Annotated in this window: 20 protein-coding genes and 1 pseudogene; 11 read left to right on the forward strand and 10 right to left on the reverse strand. The window is 30.4% G+C overall.

What is annotated here, in order from left to right; genetic code table 11:
• Window positions 1-973: 973 nt before the first annotated feature.
• From ES044_RS13780 to ES044_RS13790, 3 genes are all read right to left on the reverse strand, one after another.
• Window positions 974-2,344, reverse strand: coding sequence for a pyridoxal-phosphate dependent enzyme (locus ES044_RS13780; RefSeq protein WP_147120454.1), 1,371 nt, complete (start codon window positions 2,342-2,344; stop codon window positions 974-976).
• Between the two features lie 282 nt (window positions 2,345-2,626).
• Window positions 2,627-3,703, reverse strand: coding sequence for a DUF418 domain-containing protein (locus ES044_RS13785; protein ID WP_147120455.1), 1,077 nt, complete (start codon window positions 3,701-3,703; stop codon window positions 2,627-2,629).
• A gap of 364 nt (window positions 3,704-4,067) precedes the next feature.
• On the reverse strand, window positions 4,068-5,303 hold the full coding sequence (locus ES044_RS13790; RefSeq protein WP_147120456.1) for an ABC transporter permease: 1,236 nt from the start codon (window positions 5,301-5,303) through the stop codon (window positions 4,068-4,070).
• A 55-nt stretch (window positions 5,304-5,358) separates the two neighbouring features.
• Here ES044_RS13790 and ES044_RS13795 point away from each other — a divergent pair, with 55 nt between their 5' ends.
• The 3 genes from ES044_RS13795 (at window position 5,359) to ES044_RS13805 (ending at window position 7,541) form a co-directional block, all read left to right on the forward strand.
• Window positions 5,359-6,540 (forward strand): exo-beta-N-acetylmuramidase NamZ domain-containing protein, encoded by a 1,182-nt coding sequence (locus tag ES044_RS13795; RefSeq protein ID WP_223269258.1) that lies wholly within the window; start codon window positions 5,359-5,361, stop codon window positions 6,538-6,540.
• Window positions 6,541-6,650: 110 nt separating this feature from the next.
• On the forward strand, window positions 6,651-6,932 hold the full coding sequence (locus ES044_RS13800) for a hypothetical protein (protein WP_147120458.1): 282 nt from the start codon (window positions 6,651-6,653) through the stop codon (window positions 6,930-6,932).
• 312 nt (window positions 6,933-7,244) lie between these two features.
• Window positions 7,245-7,541 (forward strand): hypothetical protein, encoded by a 297-nt coding sequence (locus tag ES044_RS13805; RefSeq protein WP_147120460.1) that lies wholly within the window; start codon window positions 7,245-7,247, stop codon window positions 7,539-7,541.
• Here the strand turns inward: ES044_RS13805 and ES044_RS13810 are convergent.
• Window positions 7,538-8,062, reverse strand: a complete 525-nt coding sequence (locus ES044_RS13810; RefSeq protein WP_147120461.1) for a YkgJ family cysteine cluster protein — start codon at window positions 8,060-8,062, stop codon at window positions 7,538-7,540. The two genes, ES044_RS13805 and ES044_RS13810, sit on opposite strands and share 4 nt — an antisense overlap.
• 76 nt (window positions 8,063-8,138) lie before the next feature.
• On the opposite strand from ES044_RS13810, the gene argS reads away from it, so the two are divergent.
• The 3 genes from argS to ES044_RS13825 all read left to right on the forward strand — a co-directional run bounded on the left by argS (window position 8,139) and on the right by ES044_RS13825 (window position 12,607).
• Window positions 8,139-9,944, forward strand: a complete 1,806-nt coding sequence (argS, locus tag ES044_RS13815) for an arginine--tRNA ligase (RefSeq protein ID WP_147120462.1) — start codon at window positions 8,139-8,141, stop codon at window positions 9,942-9,944.
• A 271-nt stretch (window positions 9,945-10,215) separates the two neighbouring features.
• Window positions 10,216-11,604 (forward strand): dihydrolipoyl dehydrogenase, encoded by a 1,389-nt coding sequence (gene lpdA / locus ES044_RS13820; RefSeq protein WP_147187276.1) that lies wholly within the window; start codon window positions 10,216-10,218, stop codon window positions 11,602-11,604.
• Between the two features lie 328 nt (window positions 11,605-11,932).
• Window positions 11,933-12,607, forward strand: a complete 675-nt coding sequence (locus ES044_RS13825; RefSeq protein WP_147187278.1) for a HEAT repeat domain-containing protein — start codon at window positions 11,933-11,935, stop codon at window positions 12,605-12,607.
• 138 nt (window positions 12,608-12,745) lie between these two features.
• Here the strand turns inward: ES044_RS13825 and ES044_RS13830 are convergent, their stop codons facing one another.
• Both ES044_RS13830 and ES044_RS13835 read right to left on the reverse strand, forming a co-directional pair.
• On the reverse strand, window positions 12,746-13,741 hold the full coding sequence (locus ES044_RS13830) for an IS3 family transposase (RefSeq protein ID WP_190311497.1): 996 nt from the start codon (window positions 13,739-13,741) through the stop codon (window positions 12,746-12,748).
• Window positions 13,659-13,946, reverse strand: coding sequence for a hypothetical protein (locus ES044_RS13835; protein ID WP_147187283.1), 288 nt, complete (start codon window positions 13,944-13,946; stop codon window positions 13,659-13,661). Before ES044_RS13835 ends, ES044_RS13830 begins: the two co-directional genes overlap by 83 nt.
• Before the next feature lie 122 nt (window positions 13,947-14,068).
• Between ES044_RS13835 and ES044_RS13840 the strand changes: the two are divergent.
• The 3 genes and pseudogenes from ES044_RS13840 to ES044_RS13850 form a co-directional block, all read left to right on the forward strand.
• A pseudogene (locus ES044_RS13840) lies at window positions 14,069-15,622 on the forward strand (DUF4838 domain-containing protein); the annotation flags it as partial.
• A 108-nt stretch (window positions 15,623-15,730) separates the two neighbouring features.
• Window positions 15,731-16,162: a DUF1573 domain-containing protein gene (locus ES044_RS13845; protein WP_189663340.1), complete on the forward strand. Its 432-nt coding sequence runs from the start codon at window positions 15,731-15,733 to the stop codon at window positions 16,160-16,162.
• A gap of 14 nt (window positions 16,163-16,176) precedes the next feature.
• Window positions 16,177-16,551, forward strand: coding sequence for a LysM peptidoglycan-binding domain-containing protein (locus ES044_RS13850; protein WP_147120578.1), 375 nt, complete (start codon window positions 16,177-16,179; stop codon window positions 16,549-16,551).
• A gap of 277 nt (window positions 16,552-16,828) precedes the next feature.
• Here ES044_RS13850 and ES044_RS13855 read toward each other — a convergent pair whose 3' ends face one another.
• On the reverse strand, window positions 16,829-17,362 hold the full coding sequence (locus ES044_RS13855) for an outer membrane beta-barrel protein (RefSeq protein ID WP_147120579.1): 534 nt from the start codon (window positions 17,360-17,362) through the stop codon (window positions 16,829-16,831).
• 502 nt (window positions 17,363-17,864) lie between these two features.
• On the opposite strand from ES044_RS13855, the gene ES044_RS13860 reads away from it, so the two are divergent.
• Window positions 17,865-18,467, forward strand: a complete 603-nt coding sequence (locus tag ES044_RS13860) for a hypothetical protein (protein ID WP_147187288.1) — start codon at window positions 17,865-17,867, stop codon at window positions 18,465-18,467.
• 208 nt (window positions 18,468-18,675) lie between these two features.
• Here ES044_RS13860 and rlmF read toward each other — a convergent pair whose 3' ends face one another.
• The 3 genes from rlmF to bshC all read right to left on the reverse strand — a co-directional run bounded on the left by rlmF (window position 18,676) and on the right by bshC (window position 23,016).
• Entirely contained in the window at window positions 18,676-19,530 is an 855-nt protein-coding gene (gene rlmF, locus ES044_RS13865; protein ID WP_147120581.1) for a 23S rRNA (adenine(1618)-N(6))-methyltransferase RlmF, read from the reverse strand.
• A 312-nt stretch (window positions 19,531-19,842) separates the two neighbouring features.
• Complete coding sequence (locus tag ES044_RS13870) at window positions 19,843-21,423, reverse strand: tetratricopeptide repeat protein (RefSeq protein ID WP_147187290.1); 1,581 nt, start codon at window positions 21,421-21,423, stop codon at window positions 19,843-19,845.
• Entirely contained in the window at window positions 21,424-23,016 is a 1,593-nt protein-coding gene (bshC, locus tag ES044_RS13875) for a bacillithiol biosynthesis cysteine-adding enzyme BshC (protein ID WP_147187293.1), read from the reverse strand.
• A gap of 201 nt (window positions 23,017-23,217) precedes the next feature.
• On the opposite strand from bshC, the gene ES044_RS13880 reads away from it, so the two are divergent.
• Entirely contained in the window at window positions 23,218-25,701 is a 2,484-nt protein-coding gene (locus tag ES044_RS13880) for a M14 family metallopeptidase (RefSeq protein ID WP_147187295.1), read from the forward strand.
• Window positions 25,702-25,736 lie beyond the last annotated feature (35 nt).

Genomic DNA, 25,736 nt, shown 5'->3' on the forward strand with positions numbered 1-25,736 from the left:
ACTGCAAAAAAACAACACTTGTTAGAATAAATAGAGACTTTTCGTTTAGTTGTTTATATGCTGCGCTGAATGGATATAATTTAACGGTAATTAAAAAACGGCATATAGAAATCAACTTAAAAAAATCAAAATATTGGCAAACTAAATTTTATAATCTGTTCTTTTCTTACTCAAAGCGCAGTTCTCGAATAATTTATAAATCAACTATAAACAGCAGACTTCAATATTTCTGAAACAAAAAAAAATCGTCTAAAATATAATTTTAGACGAAATTTAGTACAATTTATAAATTCCCCAACTTACAAAATTTGTATTGTATTATTAAATACACTGTAAATAAACAACACTTCTTAAATTAAATAGAGACTTTTCGTTTAGTTGTTTATATGCTGCGCTGAATGGATATAATTTGACGATAATGATTGATAAAATTTAATGCACAACCTTAATATACCGGCATTTAAAAATTAAATAAAAGTGAAATTTTAATATTTTCATGCATAGCATCAGCCTCTTATACCAATTTAGTTTTATAGTGACGTGCAAATAAATTGAATTATTTTTTGATTAATTGAAATGAAAAGTAATTAGCATAGCATCGTTACGGTAATTATTTTTGATGAAAGGTAAGCGAAAAAGAAACGATTTATTACGGCATTATAAGGCTAATTTGGTATTAATCACAAAATATCGCTGAATACTAAAACAAATTCTACACTAGAAACAAGATTAGTTCAACGAATAATTTTGAATTCATCGCTTTACTATTTTCAAAAATTAAGTTTTACTCATAAAAAAACGCCTAAAAGTTTCTTTTTAGACGTTTTTACAAATTATAAATACCCCAATTGATAAACTTGTTTTTGTATTTCTTCTAGAACACACTATTAGGATAGGTACTTTATTAAAAAAGATCGTACATTTTTGTTCACTGTAGACTTTACGTCTGCAGAATGAACAGATTTATCGTTCATTACATCGCACTAATAATATCATACTTCGTAATTATATGATGGTTTCCGTTTTCTAAATCTACTAATACCGCCTGATTTTCCTTATTAATCAATTTAGAAATAACTTCTAATTTTGCAGTTTTTTTAACGACCGCATAAGGTTTGCCCATAATATCTTTAATTGGCTTTTCTGCAATATTTTTATCAGCAATAAAATGGTGTAACAAAACAGATTCATCAATAGAACCAACAAAACCATTGATGTCTTTAATAGGTATTTGAGATATTTTAAAAGATTTCATTCGCTCAATAGCATGCGAAACTAATTCTTCTGTTTGTGCAAACACCAAAGGTTTATCTGCATGATTTTTAATTAAATCAGCAGCTGTTTTAATTTCTTCCTCTACAAAACCTCTTTCACGCATCCAAGTATCATTAAACATTTTCCCCACATATCTACTTCCATGATCGTGAAATAAAACGACTACAACATCATCTTTTGTAAAATGTTCTTTTAATTGCAACAAGCCTTTTACGGCAGCACCGGCAGAGTTTCCTAAAAACATACCTTCTTCTTTTGCCAAACGTTGCGTATAAATTGCTGCATCTTTATCGGTTACTTTGGTAAAACCGTCAATTACTCCAAAATTCACATTTAACGGTAAAATATCTTCCCCGATTCCTTCTGTGATATAAGGATAAATTTCATTTTCATCAAAAACACCCGTTTCATGATATTTTTTAAACACAGAACCATAGGTATCAATTCCCCAAACTTTTACAGTCGTTCCTGCTTCTCTGGCTTTCATTTTTAAATAACTACCAACACCAGAAATTGTTCCTCCAGTGCCTACTCCAACCACAAAATGCGTTACTTTCCCTTCGGTCTGTTCCCAGATTTCTGGACCCGTACTTAAAAAATGTGCTTTACAGTTACTCGGATTATCATATTGATTTACATACCAAGAATTTGGTGTTTCTTCTCCTAAACGTTTAGAAACTGAATAATAAGATCTAGGATCACTCGGTTCTACATTTGTTGGGCAAACAACAACTTCTGCACCAACTGCTCTTAAAATATCTATCTTTTCTTTAGATTGCTTGTCTGCCATTACAAAAATACATTTGTAACCTTTTACAATTGCGGCTAAAGCCAAACCCATTCCTGTATTTCCAGAAGTTCCTTCTATAATAGTTCCTCCGGGTTTTAAACGTCCGTCTGCTTCTGCATCCTTAATCATTTGCAATGCCATTCTATCTTTTACCGAGTTTCCTGGGTTAAAAGTTTCATATTTAGAAAGCACCAAACAAGGCAGCTCTTTAGTTAAAACGTTTAATTTTACTAAAGGTGTATTCCCAATAGTTTCTAATATATTTTCTGCGTAGTTCATTTCGTTATTTTACAAGTGCAAAGATAATTATTTTTTGGGCGTTACCTAAAAAGGTCGCGCTCGAATTTATTTTGAGCGTAATCGAAAGGTTACTCGCTTCTCGCAAAAAAGCGAGCGCGCTTAAACAAACCATTCAATCGCCAACGCAGAAATTCAATGTATTTCTGGTAAAATAATTTATTTAAAAGAGCCTATAGTGATACAAAAAATTGCTCAAAATAACTTTTTATATTCTCGACAGCAATTAAGTAATTAAGTTCCACTTTCATTATAAGAAGTTTTCTAATCCGTTACTTTTCTCATAATCCACTCTAATGGTCCAAATTTTTTATATTTTCTCCAAATTACTGCAAACAAAATACAAATTAAACTAAACCCTATGGCATACATCAAAGAAAATTGAATAGTATATTCACCCATTTTAGAAGGATTTATCGCATCTACAATTCCCATACCAATAACAACATGTGCTACATAAAAAGTTAGTGCTAATTGACCCGTTTTATTGAGTGCATCTATGATTATAGTATGTTCAAAACGCTTTGAAATTAGAATACAAGCTGTAATGATTACAAATGCAATTGAAATTCCGCTAAACATATAAACAGGCAATGGTGGCATCGGGTTGGTTCCAATAATTTCCGTGATTTCATTTGCGTATTCTTGATCACCTTCGGATAAAAATACAATAGACCAATAAGACGCAACTTGAATAGAACTAAAAATGACGGTACTAATCCAAAACGTTTTTTTTACGAATTTAGCGCTGTGTATCTCCTTTTTTCCAAACCAATAACCAAATAACATAAAAGCAGTCCAAGGAATTACTGGGTGATAACCGTTAAAAAAGAGATTTCTTATAAACCCATTGAGTGTCCAAAAATCTTGATACGCTAATGTATCAAAATCCCATCCTGAATCATAATTCCAGAATATCATGAGTATCGGGAAAGAGACAATGAAAGAAATGGCTGAAATTAAAATGGTTTTGTTGTTACTAGAAAGTAATAAGATTGTAATTGCCATATAAACGCCGTAAAAATGTAGAATATCTGCTGGCCAAATCGTTATATAAGAAAAACCAACAATGCATAGAAACAAAGCTCTTTTGGCAATTTTAATACGAACAATTTTCAATGTTACTTTATCATTGTTTTTAAGGGCTGTTTTCGTCATCAAAGCGAGTCCTACGCCAGCTAAAACTACAAAAGTAGCTGCTGCTTTTCCATCAAAAGCATTGGCAAAAGACTTTAACCAATGTACGCCATCTTCTCCCAAAACCACTTTAAAATTTACAATTATCATTCCGATAACTGCTAAAGCTCTTGCAACATCAATTCCGATTATTCTGTTTTTCATTCAAGTTCTTAACTTATAAATATAGGCTTATTATTTTTTTATCTAACAGCTGCACTATTTAAAAGAGACGTAAAGTTTTAAATAATAGTTGTCTAGTTTTTATGAATTGATAACCAATTAACCAGAAAAAGTCATAAAAACACAATGCAATAAACAACCTTTAGACAGCGCCATCGAGGTATCAAAAAAATGAGGTTTTTTTTAACATTACGACACAAAGCGTATGGAAAATTAAACTTAAAATCTCTCTAGATACTGAATACTTTTCAGCATTTGAAGCGGGATAAACCTCCTTACCAGACAGGCAGATTCAAGATACAATTTTGAGTTCATAGGCTTTGTTGTTTTTCAAAATTGAGTTTCATTAAGAAAACTTAATAGCTGTTGATGGCTCTATTTTAGTAATAATATATGACGGAATGATCAACATTAAAAAACATAAAAACAAGGTTCCTAAATTAAGTAATAGAATTGCCGATAAAGAAATGTAAACTGGCATTACACTTACATAATAAGTTTCTGGATCTAATTTAATCACCTCAAAATAATACTGAATAAAAATCAACAGCAACCCAATAATATTTCCCCAAAAAAGCCCTTTTACAATAAGATAAGCAGCGTTGTATAAAAATATTTTTCTAATGCTTGTGCTATAACTTCCTAAAGCTTTTAGAATACCAATCATTTGCACGCGTTCTAAAATTAAAACAAGCAGAGCTGTAATCATATTAATGCCTGCAATTACAATCATAATAGCGATAATAAACCAGATATTATTGTCGAATAATTTAATCCAATCAAAAATATTTTGATAGGTATCTACAATACTTGTACTTTTTAATGTAGCGCTAGTTTGTCTATAAATCTCTTCTCCTTTTTCGTCAATTTCATCAAAATTATCTAAAATAACCTCAAAACCACCAACCTGATCTGCTGTCCATTTATTTAATTTTTGTACCTCTCTAATATCACCAATCATCATCCCTTTATCAAACTGCGCAAAACCAGAATTATAAATTCCTGAAATAATATACTTTCTATTTGAGGGTAATTGGCTTGTTTCTGTTTTTAAAAAAGTTGCTAAAATGGTATCGTTTAGTTTTAATTGCAAGCGATTCATAATAGTTTGCGAAAGCAACACCTCTTTAGTTCTTTGCTGCTTAAGGTTGGGCACTTTACCTGCAACTAAATATTCTTTAAAAAAAGACCAATCATAATCTGTAGAAACCCCTTTAAAAATAATACCTTCAAAATCGGTTTCTGTTCTTAAAATTCCGCCTTTGTTTGCAAATACCTGAATACTTTTAATACCAGAAATATTTTTAAACTTCGGATAAAAGTCTTGATTTTTATCAATGGGCGTAGTAGAAACATCAGAGTTATTGGCATCGAAATTTACAATTTGCACATGCCCTTTAAAACCCGCCATTTTATCGCGTATTTTATACTGCAAGCCAGCCCCCGTTGCCACAGCAATTAGCATAATAATAATTCCTAACGCAATTGCTGTAATTGCGATTTTTATTATTGGCGATGAAATGCTATTTTTATACTTTTTGCCAGCGATAATGCGTTTTGCAATAAATAACTCGTAATTCAAATTGATGATACATTTAAAACCACTCAAAAGTACATATTTATTCTTATTTTTCTTCATGAATTTTCAGCTGATTTCTTGTGCTCAAAGAACTTCTGTTCAAAGTTCACAAATCAATGTTCAGAGTTCTCAACAACTACATATTACAACAGGTGCAGAAAGAACCGATTTGTATCTCAATTTATTAAAAGGAAAAAATGTTGCCATTGTTGGGAATCAAACCTCTGTAATAGAAAAAAGAGGTAAAAACCAACCTGCAGTGCATCTTGTTGATTCTTTATTAGCCTTACAAATCAATATTATAAAAGTTTTTGCACCCGAACATGGCTTTAGAGGCAAAGCAGATGCTGGTGAAATTATTAAAGACGGCTTTGATACCAAAACCGGTTTACCAATTATTTCTCTTTATGGAAATAACAAAAAACCATCCGAAGACCAATTAAAAGGTATTGATGTTGTTGTTTTTGATATTCAGGATGTTGGTGCTCGTTTTTACACCTATATTTCTACGTTACATTATGTCATGGAAGCTTGCGCAGCATTAAATATAAAAGTTATTATTTTAGACAGACCAAATCCTAACGGGCATTATATAGATGGTCCGGTTTTAGAAATAGCGCATAAAAGTTTTGTGGGTATGCACAAAGTTCCTGTAGTTTACGGAATGACCATTGGCGAATACGGAAAAATGATCAATGGCGAAAAATGGTTACCTAACAAATTAATTTGTGATTTAAAAGTGATTCCTTTAGAAAATTATACACATCAAACAGCCTATAGTTTGCCTGTAAAACCTTCGCCAAATTTACCAAATGATAAAAGCATTAACCTATACCCTAGCCTTTGTTTTTTTGAGGGTACTACTGTTTCTGCCGGACGAGGAACAGCAATGCAATTTCAAATCTATGGTGCTCCTTTTTTAGCAAAAAACGAATTTTCTTTCACACCACAAGCCAATGAAGGCGCTAAATATCCGAAGTATAAAAATGAGCTTTGTTTTGGTGAAGATTTAAGATCGGCTAAAAAACGTTCTCATTTAGATCTCTCTTTTCTGATAAAAGCCTACAAACAAAATTCATCAAAAGAATTCTTTAATACGTTCTTTACGAATTTGGCCGGAACAAAAAAACTGCAGCAACAAATAGAACAAGGGTTAACATCTGAAGAAATCAGAAAAACTTGGAAGGTAGCTATAGAGGCGTTTAAATTGGTAAGAGAGCAATATTTAATGTACGATTAGAAAATTGTTTTTTATGAAAAGGTTTGTATTTCTTATACCCTTGCTTCTACTATTCTCTTGTAACGAAAAATTCAATTCTAAAGATTACAAAGGAACTTGGATAAACCTTAATGAAAATCACAGTTTATCTCATTTACCATCCATTACATTTCGAAATGATTCCGTTTTTCTTGAAGATATGTATTCGTATGTTACAGCAGAGAGATTTAAAACAACAAGAAATACTATTTTCTATTATTTCAAAAAAGATACGCTTAAATATAATTTTAGTTACCATTCCAAAAGATTCCACAATTACAGTCGGTAAAAATAAATATGGTTTTTGGGAAGAATACTCTTATAACTTTAATTTTAAAGTGTATGATTTAATTGGTATCAAAAAAATAATTTAATTTTTTTTGACTCTTTAGCTAAATTTAATGGCGGAATTCATTTATTTAAGGATTTTAACGATTCTCTTAAATTAAAATTGAATGCAAAAACAGCTAGTAGCTTTGAAATATTACTACGTTTTGTACTTTTCAAAGATAAATTCGATGCTAACTTTCCTGCTATTTATATAGGAAATGGAATAACTTTAAGAAATTTAATAAAAGTTTATATCGAGTTCTGGAGTTTTAATGTCACAGCTTCATTGCTATTATTAGATTTAGACATTAAAAGAAACTTGTATAGTACTTATTTAGACGAATTTGACTTTTGGAATGAACAATTATCACTACCCCCCTAACTCCAACATAGAAGCACCAAAGGCTGACAAAGATAATAATCGTGAAAATTATTTGGAAAAATTCTCTACCCAAATAATTGAAATAAATACCTCTTATGATTTTAAACAATTAGAAGATATTCGTAAACAACATAATTACTTACTTAAAATTAACACAAATTTGATCATTGAAAATTATATCTTTTTAAAAGAAAAGATACTTGAAATAAAAAAGGAGAATATATTGATTAGAACAGAATTTTCCGATCATTTAATTTCTAACTCAAATTAACTCCTGACCTTTTTTTCTTTATAATCATACGGTAAACGCTTTTTTAAAGCTTCTACAATATTATACGTTGCAGGGCAAACAGCAGTATTTTCTATGGTTAAATCTGTAATTTGAATAAATTTACGTCTGTTTGTATGCGGATATTCTCCACAAGCTTTAGGACGAACCTCATAAATAGAACACGTATTATCAGAAAGATCTAAAAAAGAACAAGGCGCCGTTTTTAGAACCATAAAGTCATCAGAATCTCTTTCTAAATAGGTAGCCGTAAAATCTGCAACCTTCATTTTAAAATGTTTAGAAATACGTTGAATATCTTTATCGATAAATATCGGACTTGAAGTTTTACAGCAATTTGCGCATTCTAAACAGTCTGTTTTTGCAAACTCAGCATCATGTAATTCTTGCATTACATAATCTAAATTTTTAGGTGTTCTTTTCTTTAAATTTGTGAAGTATTTTTTGTTCTCTTTTCTTGCTTCTTCTGCTAATTTTGGTAGTATTTCGAGGCGTTTTTCCATGCCCGAAAAATACGATTAATTCTATTAAAAATTTATTTAAATTTATGTAATTTCGCAAATCAATTTTAGCATAATAATGAGCATTCAAAATCTTATCGAAACCAAAGTTAAAGAAGCCTTTTTGGCCTTGTATCAAATAGAAATTCCGACAGTAGAATTCCAAGCAACTCGCAAGGAATTTGAGGGTGATATTACCGTCGTAGTTTTTCCGTTATTGCGCTATAAAAAAGGAAATCCTGTTCAGATTGGTGAAGATTTAGGAAAATATATCACAGAAAACATTACTGAAATTACGCGCTACAATGTGGTAAAGGGTTTTCTAAACCTAGTAATTTCTGATGCTTTTTATGTGGAATTTTTCAACTCAATGTACACAAATGCTACATATGGTTTTGTTGCGCCAAAGGCGGATGAAAAAGCTGTTTTGGTTGAGTATTCATCGCCAAACACCAATAAACCTTTGCATTTAGGGCATGTTCGTAACAATTTATTAGGGTATGCTGTTGCCGAAATTGTAAAAGCCTCTGGTAAAAAAGTATACAAAACACAAATCATTAACGATAGAGGAATTCATATCTGCAAATCGATGTTGGCTTGGGAAAAATACGCTCCCAACGGGACTGATGGACAAAAAGAAACTCCAAAAACTACCTTAAATCTTGAATTAAGAAAAGGAGATAAATTAGTTGGTAGTTATTATGTAAAGTTTGATCAAGAATATAAGAAAGAAATTGCGCACTTAATAGCGGAAGGAAAAACGGAAGAAGAAGCAAAAAAGCAAGCACCCTTAATTTTAGAAGCACAACAAATGCTATTAAAATGGGAAGCTGGAGATGATCATGTTGTGACACTTTGGAAAGAAATGAATTCTTGGGTATATACCGGGTTTGATGAAACCTACAAAAATATGGGGGTAGACTTTGATACCTTGTATTTTGAAAGTAACACGTATTTGTTAGGAAAAGATTTTGTTGAATTAGGTATCGAAAAAGGTGTTTTTTACAAAAAAGAAGATGGCTCTGTTTGGTGCGATCTAACCGAAGATGGTTTAGACGAAAAAATTGTTTTGCGTTCAGACGGTACGGCCGTTTATATGACACAAGATATTGGTACGGCAATTCAGCGTGCTAAAGATTTTCCTGATGTTGGCGGAATGGTATATACCGTTGGTAATGAGCAAGATTATCATTTTCAAGTACTGTTTTTAATCTTGAAAAAATTAGGGTTTGATTGGGCAAATCAATTGCATCATTTAAGTTATGGTATGGTAGATTTACCTTCTGGGAAAATGAAATCTAGAGAGGGAACCGTGGTAGATGCTGATGATTTAATGGTTGAAATGACGAGCACTGCAAAAGAAATCTCTGAAGAACTAGGCAAACTAGACGGATATTCTGACACTGAAAAACAAGATTTATATCACAAAATTGGATTAGGAGCTTTAAAATATTTTGTTTTAAAGGTAGATCCTAAAAAGAGAATTTTATTCGACCCAAAATCTTCGGTAGATTTTCAAGGAAACACCGGTCCGTTTATACAATATACCTACGCAAGAATTCAATCAATCATTAGAAAAGCAGCTTTTGATTATTCACAACCCGTTGCTATTGAATTGCACGAAAAAGAAAAGGAATTATTAAAACAATTAGAATTATTTCCGGAAATGGTTCAACAAGCCGCCGCCAATTATTCGCCAGCAATCATTGCAAATTATACCTACGACTTGGTAAAAGGGTTTAATTCTTTTTATCAGAATGTATCTATTTTAGGAGAAGAAAATAAAGATAAAAAAATATTTAGGGTTCGGTTAGCAAAGAAAGTAGCAGATACTATAAAATTAGCGTTTTCTTTACTAGGCATTACTGTTCCTGAAAGAATGTAAAAGCGTATCGAAACCCCTGATTAGAGAAGAAATTGTTTGCGAAAAATTAGCAAATAGAAAATGTATTTGTTAAAAAATTATAAAAGTTTATAAATAAGTGCGTTAGGGATTGCAGTGGCATCCTTTTTAGTTTTCAATTGATTCATTAATTAGCAAAGAATTATTAAATTTGTCTATTACTTGTTTGAGAACACATAAAAACTAAAAAGATAGAACGGAAAGCCCGTTAAAACGCCCAAAATTTTAGCATTAAAAAGATAAAAACACGATTATGAAATACGACATCATTATTATTGGAAGTGGACCTGGAGGATATGTAACTGGAATTAGAGCATCTCAGTTAGGCTTTAAAGTTGCGATTGTAGAGAAAGAATCTTTAGGCGGAATTTGCTTAAACTGGGGTTGTATTCCTACAAAAGCGTTATTAAAATCTGCACAAGTCTATGATTATTTAAAACATGTAGATGAATATGGTTTAAAAGCAGAAGCAATTGATAAAGATTTTGGAGCTGTTATTAAAAGAAGTCGTGGTATTGCAGATGGCATGAGCAAAGGTGTTGCTTTTTTAATGAAGAAAAATAAAATTGACATTTTAAACGGTTTTGGTAAAATTAAAACGGGTAAAAAAGTAGATGTAACTGCCGAAGACGGAAAGGTAACTGAATATAGCGCAGACAATATTATTATTGCAACAGGATCTCGCTCTAGAGAATTGCCAAATTTACCCCAAGATGGTGTAAAAGTGATCGAATATAGAAAAGCAATGACGTTGCCAAAGCAACCAAAATCTATGATTGTAGTAGGTTCTGGAGCCATTGGCGTGGAGTTTGCACATTTCTACAACACCATGGGAACAGCCGTAACTATTGTAGAATTTTTACCAAATTTAGTGCCTGTTGAAGATATCGACGTTTCTAAACAATTTGAGCGCTCTTTCAAAAAAGCAGGAATTAAAGTAATGACAAATGCTTCGGTTGAGTCTGTAGACACTTCTGGTGAAGGGGTTGTTGCCACTGTAAAAACAAAGAAAGGTGAAATAAAATTAGAAGCAGATATCTTATTATCGGCTGTTGGCATCAAGTCAAACATCGAAAACATTGGTTTAGAAGATGTTGGTATTATTGTTGACAGAGATAAAATATTAGTAAATGATTTTTACCAGACAAATATACCTGGTTATTACGCTATTGGAGATATAACTCCAGGCCAAGCTTTGGCACATGTTGCTTCTGCTGAAGGAATTACTTGTGTAGAAAAATTAGCAGGTTTGCACACAGAACCGATAGATTACGGAAACGTTCCTGGTTGTACGTATTCTACACCAGAAATTGCATCGGTTGGCATGACGGAAGCAAAAGCAAGAGAAGCAGGTTATGAATTAAAAGTTGGTAAATTTCCTTTTTCTGCATCTGGTAAAGCAACTGCTGCCGGAACAAAAGATGGTTTTGTAAAAGTTATTTTTGATGCAAAATACGGAGAGTGGTTAGGCTGCCATATGATTGGTGCAGGGGTAACAGATATGATTGCAGAAGCAGTTTTAGGAAGAAAACTAGAAACTACTGGGCATGAAGTACTAAAAACTATTCACCCCCACCCAACCATGAGTGAAGCTGTAATGGAAGCTGTCGCAGATGCCTATGACGAGGTAATTCACCTATAAATAGTGTTAATTTACAGAAAAATAATATCAAAAGTATAAATTTTTTACTACTTTTGCCCCAGTTACAATATAAATAGTTCCCTCTCTTTAGCGCCAAATTAACATACAAAACAAATAAATGAGTTTCGTAGAGTGGTTTCTTACTTTTATCTATTAGATAAAAACATTTCCGTTAATAATACAAATTACAATTGTATTAACTTTGGCGTTTATGGTTGCTACTTTGGCACTTATGATTACAATTTATACAATAAGAAGGAGACATAACAGGTTGCAAAAAACCTTAAAAAATAGTCTCCCCGAAATTATTAAATTGTTTAATGATATTTTGTTCACAGACAAAAATTATACGGAACAAGAAATATTTACAAAATTTGAGGAAATAGTAAACGAGGTAAATAGAGAGTCTTTAGATATTGGAATTGGGGTTCTTGTAGAATATAAAAATGATCATAAAGAATCAGATAAATACCCTCTAATCATTAGTGCATTAAGTATTGTAGAGCATTTAGAAAGAAAATTTGATTCACGGTCTAACAGTGAAAAAATTGATGCTTTCCAAGAAGCCTTTGTTTTAGATTTAAATAAATTTGACTCTAAAATATTAAGATATGCCTACAGTAAAAATAAATTAATTAGAAGTGAAGCTAGAAATTCTCATTTAGCTTTGAGCTCAAATGATCCGTATCGATTTTTTGATGAATTCGATAAATCTTTGAGTAAATGGGATGAAATTGAGTTGATGCAGTATTTAGAACTTCAAAAAAATAGAGGTAATTTAGAGGGATTAGGAAAATGGATTAACTACTCTAAAAACGACTCTCTTGTTGTTTTTCTTATAAAAATGGTAGGCTTCTTTAAACAAAAAGGTATCGATGATATCTTAATAGAAAAGCTAGAAGACGATAACGAATTAGTTAGAGCTCAGGCAATTTTAACATTAGGAGAATTAAATATTGCTATTATAGAAACGGAATTAATCGAATGTATTATACTGATATAGGTTGACCTTTTTTTAGGTTAATTTCTTCAATTTTACCGAAAGTTATTTCCGTTTTTTTTTTGATGGCCTTTTAATAGGCCAAAAAAAAATCAGAATAACTTTCTACATTTGGCATTTTAAAATAGTTATTGCAATATACTAAATTAATAAATTTTCCACGTCCTTTTTATTTCTTCTGTAGCATTTATATTTTACTGTTGGATTTAGGTGTACCTCCGCTGGTTTTCTTAAGTCTAGGCTAAAATGTGTTCTTAAATTATTGTAAATATATACAGCTTGTTTTGCGGTTTCTTGTGCTATAGTTGTATTTTTAATTGTTTGTTTTAATCCATATTCATATTTTAAAGTTCTATTAATTCTTTCAGCAATTGCATTTTCATATGGGTCATATTGTTCTGTCATACTCATTGTAATTCCATTATTTTCAGCAAATTGGGTATATTTAGGGTTGCAGTATTGAAAACCTCTATCTGAATGATGGATGAGTTTTTTATTTGGGTATTTCCTATTTTTAATAGCCATTTCGAAGGCTTCAGTACAAAGTGATGTCTTCATATTATTATCAAGTTTATAACCCATAATTTGCTTTGAATATGCATCTCTAACGATTGCTAAATAGTTGTGTCCACTATCTGTTTTAATATATGTTATATCGCTTACCCATAGTTGTTCTGGTCTTGTTGGTACTTTATTATGAATAAGATTTTTATACTTTCTAAATTGATGATTAGAGTTAGTTGTTGTTACATAGTTTTTAAGTTTAGGGACTAAAAGATTGTGAAGCCTTAATACATCATAAAATTTATCTCTACCGATTTTAATTTCGTGATCTATAAAGTCTTGTTTAAGTTCTGTATAGAGTTTAATTCCACCTGTTCTCATACCCACTTTTTCACGATATTCCAGCACCATTTCAATGATTTTTTTATCGTTTAACTTTTTGTTTTCTTGGGCTTTACATCTTTTATGGAAGGCTTGTTTACTAATCCCAAAACATTGATAGAACCATTTTCTTTTAAACGGTTTTTCTTTTTTAATTCTATCTCTTTTGCTAACCTGCCTGCCGGCAGGCAGGTGTTTTGGGTAACGACTTTTTTGACAAGTCGACTCCAGTAATAATTTCCATATCTGCAATGATATCCTGTTGAAAGTCTTTTACAAACTCCAGTTCTTCAATACGTTCCTTTAGTTTTTTAATCTCATCTAATTTACTCATACCCGTGTTTTGTTGCACTAAAGTACTGTATTTTTTGATCCAATACCCAATTGTGGTTCTAGGCACATCATCTTTTTTTAGAAGCATAATTGGTAGAAATCTGCCAGTTTTGAATTTGGTCAACGACGAATAATTTGAGTTCTAAAGTTGCTTTTTCGTATGTTTTTTTTCGCCAGGGTTCTTTTTGTGTTTTCATAAGTGACTATAATTAAGTGTTTAATTTTTAGTCAACCTATTTCAGGAAAGTACAAAGTAGACGAATTGATCAACAATTTTGTTTTACGAGTGATAGTTTGTTTAAATATGTAAACGAAAAAGTAAAACTTACCTATCAAAGTGATAACGCCCTTAACAAATACATGATTTTACCTAATGACAACAGTATTGTTTGTACCTGTAGCACTTGTAAAGCCGTTGGTAATTCTACTACTGATGCAGCACCCGCAGTTTTTACTTTTTTAAATAAATTGGCGAAAGACAATAAACAATTGTTATTTTTTACAACCGCATACATCACGGTAAAAGAGATACCCAAATTTAACGCCGAATCAAACACAGGTATATTTTATAGCACCATTGCTATTCAAAAAGGAATACCTATCAAGGATTCTGAATATTTTAAAAAGTTTGAGAACGATATTAAAAGATGGCGTGCCTATGTAAATAATGTTTATATATGGGATTATACGGTAAATTTTGATAATTATTTTGATATTTACCCAACGATTAAAGTAACTCAAAGCAACCTAAAACTATACCAAAAACTAGGCGTAAACGGTGTTTTCTTGCATGGTAGTGAATATAATTATAGCACATTTCAAGACTTAAAAGCAACCTTATTTGCGAAGCTTTTATGGGATCCGAACATCGACGTAGATACCGAAATCAATGTGTATTTTCATCACAGGTTTTCAAAAAAATTAGCCGATATTTTAACCAATTATTACACATTTATAGACAATTCTTTTTTTACAAGCAACAAAGAGTTGAGTATTTACAGCGGTATTCATCAAACCGTAAGAAAATATTTAGATCCTAAAGTCTTTTTTGACTTTTCTACCGAATTCGATACGCATACGCAGGCAAATAAATTTGATAAAGAGTATTTAAAAATTGCCACAGCAATTACTTTTCTTAAATTAGAAATCATGAGAGATTATGGTTTTGGTATTTATGGCTTTGCTATTCTAAATTCTGATAGCGAGATCATCATAAAAGATGAAGTGGGGCTTTTGTTAGATAAATTAGCAGATTACAGCAGGTCTGCAGACCTAAAAACGTATAATGAAGTAAAATATAAAATTGAAGATTATATTAATAGCTGGCGAAAAACGATTTATAAATACCATAAAAGAAAACACTACTTTTATAAAAAACCATTCGAAGTTTTATCTAAGTTAGATGAAGATTATACAGATATCACAGTCTTAAATGATGGTGCCTTTGGTCTAAACGATTATATTACAAATTGGCATATAAGCTCAATCGATAATTTAGTTTTAAAAATTGATAAAAAAGAGATTTCAAAATCGACTAAAATTACATTCTCGTTTTTACAAGACACAAAACATGCTATTTACTATCCTAGTGCTATAGAAATATTTAACACAGATTATAAATTAATAAAAAAAATAAGACTTAAATTAGACGCTATTAATCTAGATACCAAAGAAGTATCCATACTATTACCCGAAGCTTATGATAACAACCAATTACCAGATATATTTATTGTTAAAGTGAGTAAAAGTACTATTGTTGGCAAAAATGCTTTGGCTTGCGATGAAATCATATTTAACTAAAAAGATTAATCTTAGCATAATGAAAAAATATTCTTACTCTTATCACTCGTTCTTTTAATGACCTCTTGCTTTAGAAAGCCAGATATAGAAAACGTGCGGAAAACAAAAATGGAAATTATAGATCCTGAACGTCATTATTATCCAATATTACGGGGATCAGAATTAACATCAATCTACAAATTATATAATAGAGGTAATGAGCCTTTAATTATCTACGATGTGCAAGCGTCTTGTGGTTGCATAAATATTGATTTCCCTTCTGAATCTATTGATAAAGATGATTTTGGTTTAATCGTAGTAGACTATGATAGTGCCAAAAACATTGGATACGTAGAGTTTTATATAACGATTCTTGCAAACACAGAAAAAGATATTTTTACAACCGTAAAATTTGATTTAAACGTAGTTACTTCTCCGCATTATACGCAAGATTATGAAGAGATTTATTTAGAAAGAAGAAAAGCAAAATTAGCTGGTGAGTTAGAGGGTGATCTAACACAGCAAGGATATTATACAGACGAAACACAAACTATTAGATAATAAATAAAACAACTATGAAAGCAAAATATCAAGGTGTATTAGATTTAGGAAAAATTTTAAATATTGATAATGGAGATGTAAAAGAAGAAAATGGCGTTCTACATATTAACGGAACCGCTAAAAACCAATATGAAAAAAATCTTCTTTGGGACGAAATAAAAAAAGTTGGTGGCGATAATCCTACAGATATTAAAGCAAATATTAAAGTAGCTGATATTTCTATGTACGCAAAACACACCGTACAAAAAGGAGAAACGTTGAGTAAAATTGCAAAACAGTATTATAGCAAACCAATGAAATATACTGTTATTTTTGAGGCAAATAAAGACATCTTAAAAAATCCTGATGTGATTCATCCAGGTCAAGAATTAGTAATTCCTAATTTGTAGTAATCATTAGTGATCGATTAAACATATTTTTAGTTTGATAAATCCTTTTAAAATAAAGAATAGCAAGAATTTTTTAAAGAATACCTTGCTTTTTTAAAAATAATTTAAGGAAGATAAAGTAGATAATTTTAACTCAAATTATGTTTATTTGTCAGATAGTTAAGGGCAAATCTTGGTTCTTAAGTCTAAAAGCTTAGTAAGATTGAATCTTTAATCGGACAAGAATAAATATAAAACTTAAAACCAAAGCTAATTACTTCAGTTTTTTTTATGCATTTTAAAATCTATATCCAATTCCTAAACGTACACTTTTTCTTTTTAATTTTTCTGTCTCTATTTGTTTCGTAATGCTATGAATATACCTAGTTTCTAAAAACCAGCTTTCTGCAAAATCATATTGAAATCCTATATTTAAACCAACACCAAAATTACTTTCAAAAACATTAGGGTTTCTCTTCGTATCACCAAATAAGTAGTCTACTTGAAAACCTGACAATGCACTTACTTTGCTTGCAAATTTATATTGAACCATAATTGGTAATTCTACGACAAATGCCTGATATTCTCTAACAGTAGAAAATATTGTTTCGAACTTAATATTGAATTTACCTGAAAGACTTTTCTCTAAAAAGAGACCAGCATAGAAACCTGTATCTTCAATATTAAATGCTTCTATGGTAGAAAAAGTGTGATTAAAGCCACTATTTATGCCAAAATAAATTTTTTCAAATTCTTTTTTATGTGCCGCTTGCGCTAATATAGCGGACGCTGTAAGCGCTAATAAAATTGTTACAAGGACAAATTTTTTCATAATAAGTTTAGTTCTACTTAATTTACAGTAAATAGTATTGAATATTTTAATAATATTTCTAAAGAAAGTGTTAATAAAGATAAAATAAAAATTTGATTGAATCCTAAACCGGGTAAACAATTTTGTGAGTTCAAACTCTTTGAAGAGCAAATAAAACAACTCATTATATTGTAAAAAACTTAAATAAAAATACTATTTTTAACATTTAATCTATTTTGCTATGAACTCTGAAGTACACAAAAAAAAGAATCAAAAATTTTATAAGTATTGGAAATCAAAAAGAACAAGTAAAAAAAATTACACCCTAAAAACTACAACAATATTCAGCTTTCCTTGTAGCCTAATTTATTGTTTCATAAAAGACGGTTTTACAGTTGAATTCTTAAAATTTTTTCCTTTCTTGTTCGCGATTACAACGGCAGCATACGGATTTTATGTCTATTTTATGGAGTACAAATTGCAAGAAAAAGATATCAGAAACTAAAAAAAGAACATCACAATTTTGATAAATAATAAAAAACGATTTTTTACAGAGATTTTAAAAGCCATTATAAAACTAATTATTGCAGGCGTTCTCATTGGTGTTTTAAAAGAATATGATGGGGTTATTGCCGTTCTTTTAATGGTTAAAATTATACACAATATCTACAAAGAAATCATCAAACCAAAAGAACATAAAAACTGGCTATTACTTATAGGTATGTTACTCACCGGTTTTGGAGGCCTAGTTGGGGAAACTTGGGGTGTTGCAAATGGATATTGGGAATACCATGAAGTTACCAGAAAACTACCTTTGTGGCTTCCGTTTGCTTGGATGCTTGCTTTTCATTACTTATATAAATTAGAACGAAATTTAATTCCGCTTTTAACAAGTCAAACTCAAAAAAATAAAATTATTTTAGCCATTATTCTTGCTTTAGTACTACCCGCTTTTGGTGAAGTAATTACCATTTATTTAGGGGTTTGGACGTATTATTGGCCGTATCAACTTTTAGGAGTTCCTCTATATGCTTTTGTTTGTTTGGTATTTGTGCACATGTTAGTTTATACTATTTTACATTTTGTTTGTAAAAAGTATAAAATTGAAGATGTGGTTTTTAATTAAAAAAAGAATAGAAAGATTTATAGCGAAAATATTGAAACAAATTATTTACAGATACGCCGAGATTCACAAACAAATCATAAAAATACAGCAATAAAAACAGACACAGATTTAATTAATTACACGGATTATAAAACGTTGTTCAATAGCAAATTTTCCCTATTGCTTTTTAGTGTATATAGCAATAGAGAAATTAAAAAGAACTTTGCGCTTAATACCGCCAACAAACAATTCTAGTAACTTTATTCCCTTGGCTCATTGGTATTACTTTAAAATCTGTGACACCCAATTTTTTTGATGATTTCTCTAAACTTTCTACATTTTCTTTTTTAGAAACTAAACTTGTAAACCATGTACTTTTGTTTTTAAACAAAGAACTTTCATACAAATAATTGTGTAAAAAAGCCTTCTCTCCTCCTACATACCATAACTCGTTATTATTTCCAGAAAAATTTCTAACCGCATTGTTTCCTAAATTTCGTGTTTTTCTTCTGTTTGCTCCTTGCGCTTCTGCTGCCGATTTGTAAAAAGGCGGATTACACATTGTTGCAAAAAACACATCGTCTTCTTTTAAAATACCCTTTAAAATTTGCTGCTCATCTAGCTGCTGACGCAATTCAATTTTTGATTCTAATTTATTGTCGTAAATAATATCTTGGGCAGTATCTAACGAATCTAAATCAATGTCTGTAGCAACAAAATTCCAATTGTATTCAGCAACTCCTAAAAGCGGATAAATACAAGTGGCTCCTGTACCAATATCTAATATTTTAATAACTTCTTCGGATGAAATTAAATCTGCTAAATGATGTATATAATCTAAACGTCCGGGAATCGGCGGACATAAATTTTCATCGGGAAAATCCCAAACAGTCATTGTATCAAAAGTAAAAAGTAACGCTTTATTTAATTCTTTTACAGCCTCTGGATTAGAAAAATCGATGGTCATAACATCGTATTTATTCTTTGATACAAACTCTTTTAATTTAGGGTTTTTGATGGTTAGCTCGTCAAAATTATAACCTTTATTAAATTTATTTTTTGAATGTAAACTCTTTTCTTTCATCTATTCTATTTTATATTCTGTATTTACAAGAAAAAGCTAGCTTTTAAAATACTTCATTGATGTTTATAAAATTTTAAAAAACAAGCTTTTTAATTTTAAACAACTACCAGTCAATTAATTAAAAAATAATTTCGCTTCTTAAACCAATTACTAAAATACTACAAACATACTACACCTTAAAAATTAAGGAAATGAATCTTTAACTTTGAATTAAAAAATTATCAGTTTAAGCAATCCCAAAAAGTTAAAATCCCCCAGCTTGTTATATTGTTAAAGTACTGTTTGATAAAAATTTCAAACGGTACTTTTTTTTTAGAGTTTTTTTAAAAAATTATGCAAAGTTTGGTCTTCAAGATTCATTTTTTTCTTTATTCTATACCGTGTTGTTTCCACACTTCTAGGCGACAAATTTAAAATAGTAGCTACTTCTTTACTTTTTAAATTAATAGCAATATAAGCACAATGTTTTTGTTCTGAAATTGATAAGCTAGCATTTCTTTCTAATAATTTATTAAAAAAGTTTACTCGGTTTTTTTCAAACTCCATTTTAAAATCTTCCCAAAATTCTTCTTCAGATATAATTTTTTGCAGTGCTCTATTTACCGAATGCATTTTAGTGTTTTTAATACTTTCGCTGCCTTCTATTAGTTTATTAATTTTTACAATAACATTGTTCACAGCATCTTTATAAGTAGATATTTTTAGCGTTTTAGTGAGTAATGTTTGTTCATTCAGCTTTAACAAAGATTCTATTTCCATCTTTCTTAAAAAATTTTTTGTGTGTGCTTTATCTAATTCCTCAAAATTTCTGACTAGTTTAGTATTTAATTTCTCTTCTTTTCCCAAAGAAATCTTTAGTCTCTTCTGAATTGTATATATTCTGTATGCATAACCAAGCGTAAGTATTAAAAAAGCAATTGCGCCAAACAATATTATTTTTTGTGTGTTTATAATTTTATTATTGCTGTCATTTAATTTATTTGTGAGCTCATTTTTAATAATTAATAAATCTTTAGAAGTGTCAGCAAAATTAAGTAATTGTTTCAAATTTAATGAATCTGAAAGTTTAGAGTATTCTAAAGCAACTTTATAATCTCCTTTTTCTGTATTCAACAGCGCATATATTGTATACACTTCTTTAAAAAACTTATCAGTTTCACTTTTAACCATTTTTCCTTCTTGAACCTCTGTTAAACTAAGAGCTTCATTTAATGATTTTTCTGCTAAATTATACTCATTTAGATTAAAATGAGCCTTGGCTTTATAAATATAAAAATACTTTAAAAGCAATCGTTTACTTTCAATTTTGTTCAGTAAAGAAATTGCTTTAATTGAAGTTTCTAAAGCCTGCTTCCAATTTTTAGAAATTATTTGAGTGGCTACAAGATTATAATAAGAATCTATAACAATAGGATTATTTGTGTTTTCTCCGTTAAAAAAAATAGACAATTCGTAATTTACTTGAGCTTTTTCAAAATCATCTTTTTTAAAATAGTAAATACCTAAAAGGTTATAGATTGAAACTTTGAACTCTTTATTTGTACACTTTTTAGATGCTAAAAGAGCCTTATTTGCCAAATCGTACATTTTAGAATAATCTACTTGTGCCACGTAACTTTCGAGCGATCTAGAAATTGCGATTTTTACCGAGATACAAGGGTCATCAAATTTTAAATTATTTTGATCTATAAAATGATTTACCTCGATAAGCGGTTCGTAATTATGATTAAATTCTGCCTCTATATAAGCAGAATCTATTTTATTTTCAATAGTATGTAAACTAATTTTAGCGCGCTCTATTCTATTAGCACAATACGAAAAAATTAAAATAACAGCTAGAAAAAATAACTTTCTAAAATCTACAATCTTTTTTTTAAAAAAAAGAGACCTCATTTATAGCGTAATTATCGTGAATTCCAACTGTAATGGCTTTAAAGCATCTTTTAAATTTGTGATATAACTAGTACCGTATTCTAAATAATATTCAGAAAAGTTACGCTGGCGCTCTTCTAGAGATTCATTTGGTAGCAATTCATTTTGAAGTAGTGTAATTCTATCTACCAAATCTTGTTGTCTTTTCTTTTCTGCTTTTAACAAGCGTTTTTCTAGATTTTCTAAACCTTTTAGTTGTTTTCTTTCTTGGGCATTTACCGCATTTACAAAAGTAACATCTGTCTTTTTAGCAACTTTTTTTAAGTCTACAAACTGCGCTTGTAAAAATTGCTTTTTGTCATCGAAACTTATTTCTAATGCTGAATTTGAAATTACTTTTTTCGACAATAAATCAAACTGATTTAAAAAAACTTCTTCTTCTGTAATGTTTAGTTTTGATAATTTTCTAGCTTGTTTATCAGAAATTACTTGCACAGAATTACGCAACAATAAAATAGGAAAAGGCACTTTTACTTTTTCAAAATAATCTTTAAGTTGTAACCAATATGCCATTTCGCCGCCACCGCCAATATAACAGAGATTTGGTAAAATAGCTTCTTGAAAAAGTGGTCTCATAATTACATTTGGAGAGAAAGCTAACGGATTTTCATCTGCTTCTTTTAGAATTTCTGCTTTTGAAAACGTAATATTTGTATTGTTTACTTTAAATAAATTATTTTCAAAAATGATGCGTTCTCTATAATCATCACTCAAATAAAATAAATTAATTTCTCTAGGATTTACTTGAATCGGATAGTTTTTTTCAAGTTCTAAAATCGTTTTCGAAACTTCTTTAAAAGAGGTTTCATACTCTAATTCATCCTTCACAAAAGGCGTAAATAATTGTTTTAGTTTTTTATCATCACCATCAATAATAACCAACCCATATTCTTTAAATAGCTCATTGGCAATAAAACGAGTTGCATCCGCTAAATTATCATGTTTTAAATAGCCTTCAGAAAAAAGGTTTTTTAAATATTCTGCATTTTTAGAGTTCCCTAAATGATTCGAGAAAACTTCAAAAACATCTTCTAAACCTTCTGTAGAAAAACGACCGACTGCTCCCCCATCATTTCTATTCCAACTTACTTTTTTACCATCAAAATTAAAATAATTAATTTCATCAAAATCATGATCTTCTGTGGCCATCCAATAGATAGGCACAAAGTTTTCTTCTGGAAATTTATCGGCTAATTCTTCGGATAAATTAATTGTAGAAATAATTTTATATAAGAAATACAAAGGCCCCGTAAATAAATTTAATTGATGCCCCGTTGTTATTGTAAAGGTATTTTGCTGCTTTAGCAAGGCAATATTTTGTGCTGTTTTTTCAGAGGTATTAAAAGGTTGATATTGCTTTTTTAAAGCATCTACCAAAACCAATCTCGTTTGTAAACGAAATGAGGTTCTCTTTTCTTCAATTTGATTATGAAATCCGTTGATATCCGGAAAATTATGATAAAAAGGTTTAATTTGATCACTTTTCTCTAAATAATCTGCCATTGTTTTAGAGAAAAAACCCGTCTTTTGAAAAGGAATATGTGTTACTTTCATACCTAAATACCATCGTTTTTGCAACAATCAGGTTCTGCTATAGAATTCATGTAGTTTGGTTAATTTTCGTTAAAAATACAACTATTTTAAATGCTGTCGAAGATTGAAAATCAAACTAACAAATTTTTAACGTGTATCTGCCACATCAACCACAAATAGTGCTTTTTATTTGTTACTTTTGAAACTTATCAAATCTATTTTATGAAAATTAACTCTCTTTTTCTCCTTACTTTTTTAACTTTAGGAAATATTTTTGCGCAAGAAATACAATCTCCTCAAGAATTTTTAGGCTATGAAATTGGCTCTCGTTTTACAAGACATCATAAAGTTGTAGACTATTTTAAATACGTAAGCAACACGTTATCAAATGTAAAATTAGAAAAATATGGCGAAACAAATGAACATAGACCTTTGTATGTTAGCTATATCTCATCCGAAGAAAATATTATTAATTTAGAGAATATTAGAACCTCTAATCTTTCTCAAACCGGTATTTTAACCGAAAATACAGATAACAAAAAAGCAATTGTTTGGTTAAGTTATAATGTGCACGGAAATGAGGCCTCTAGCACAGAAGCCTCTATGTTAACACTTTACGAATTAGTAACTCACAAAAAAGATTGGTTAAAAAACACCGTTATAATTATAGATCCGTGTATAAATCCTGACGGAAGAGATCGGTACGTAAACTGGTACAACCAAGTAAAAAGTACGCCTTACAACACAGCACAAGACGCAAAAGAACACCATGAGCCTTGGCCCGGCGGACGAGCAAATCATTATTTATTTGACTTGAATAGAGATTGGGCTTGGGCAACACAAATAGAATCTAAACAAAGAATTAAAATTTACAACAAATGGATGCCGCATATTCATGTAGATTTTCACGAACAAGGCATTAACAGTCCTTATTATTTTGCGCCGGCAGCCGAACCTTTTCATGAAATCATTTCTGAATGGCAACGTGATTTTCAAACTCAAATTGGTAAAAATCATGCGAAATACTTCGACAAAGAAGGTTGGTTATATTTTACAAAAGAAAGTTTCGATTTACTATACCCAAGTTATGGTGATACCTACCCTACTTTTATGGGCTCAATTGGTATGACGTATGAGCAAGCAGGAGGTGGAAGAGGTGGATTAGGAGTTCAGACAAATGAAGGTGAAATTTTAACACTAAAAGACAGAGCTATTCATCATACGTCAACAGGTTTGTCTACCGTAGAAATTTCATCTAAAAATGCAGAAAAATTAAACGCTGAATTTAGAAAATTTTTTAATAACGATAATTTAGGCTATAAAAGTTTTGTACTAAAAAATGAAAATCAAGATAAAACAAATCGTCTAAAAAAATTATTAGATACGCATGAAATTACCTACGAATATGCCTCTGAACAAACAGTAAAAGGCTATAATTTTAAGACACAAAAAGAAGATAAATTGAATGCGAATAAAGGCGACTTGGTAATTCATACCAATCAGCCAAAAGGAAAAATGGTTCAAATTTTGTTTGAACCAAAAGCAAAACTAGTAGATTCTTTAACCTATGATATTACCGCTTGGTCTTTACCATATGCGCACGGTTTTAATGCTGTTGCTTCTAAAAGTAAAGTAAATTCTTCTGCAATGATGGCTAAAGCTTTTACTTTAAACGCAATGGATAAAAGCGCGTATGCTTACATCTCTAAATGGACTAGCTTAGAGGATGCAACTTTTTTAGGAGAACTTTTAAAAAATAATATTACTCCTCGTTTTTCTGAAAAACCATTTTCTATTGCCGGAAAAAAATACCGAAGAGGTACTTTAATCATTTTAAGAAATGATAATAAACAAGAAACTTTTGATGAAGAATTAATAAAAATTGCCAATACAAATAAAAGAGTATTGCAGCCAGTTACCACTGGTTTTGTAGATTCTGGTTCAGATTTTGGTTCGTATTCGGTAAAACCTATTCACAAACAAAACGTAGCGTTACTCTCTGGTAACGGAGCTTCTTCGTTAAGTTTTGGTGAAATTTGGCATTTTTTCGAAACCGAATTACACTATCCTTTAACTATTATTGATTCAGAGTATTTTAGCAATGCCAACTTCTCTGCATATGATGTTATTATTATTCCTGAAGGATATTATGGAGGTACTTTAACTAGAAGCACTTTAGATAAATTAACGAAATGGACACGTTCTGGAGGAACCTTAATAGCTATAGGAACTGCCTTACATAGTTTTGCTGATAAAAAAGGTTTTGCTTTGACAGCGAAAAAAGCAGACAGCCAAAATGATAAAAACTCGAATTTAACGCCGTATGCAGAGGAAGAACGCAAAAGTGTAAAAAACTTAATTACGGGCGCTATTTTTAAAAGTAAAATAGATACAACACATCCTTTAGGCTTTGGTTATACCGAAGAATACTTTTCATTAAAGTTAAGCGAAACCTCTTACAACTATTTAAAAGATGGCGGAAATGTTGCTTATTTTAATAAAAACACCCAAAACGTTTCTGGTTATGCAGGTAGTGCAGCTGTAAAAAATATTCCTGAATCGTTATTATTTGGTGAAGAACAAAAAGGAAGCGGAAGTATTATTTATATGGTTGATAATCCGTTATTCAGATCTTTTTGGGAAAATGGTAAACTGTTTTTAGCAAATGCTGTTTTCTTATTAAATTCTAATAAATTGAAGAATTAAAGATTGTTTGTTTTCCTACAGAGTTTCTTTTCAAC

This window comes from Polaribacter sp. IC066, from assembly GCF_007997085.1.
GTDB lineage: Bacteria > Bacteroidota > Bacteroidia > Flavobacteriales > Flavobacteriaceae > Polaribacter.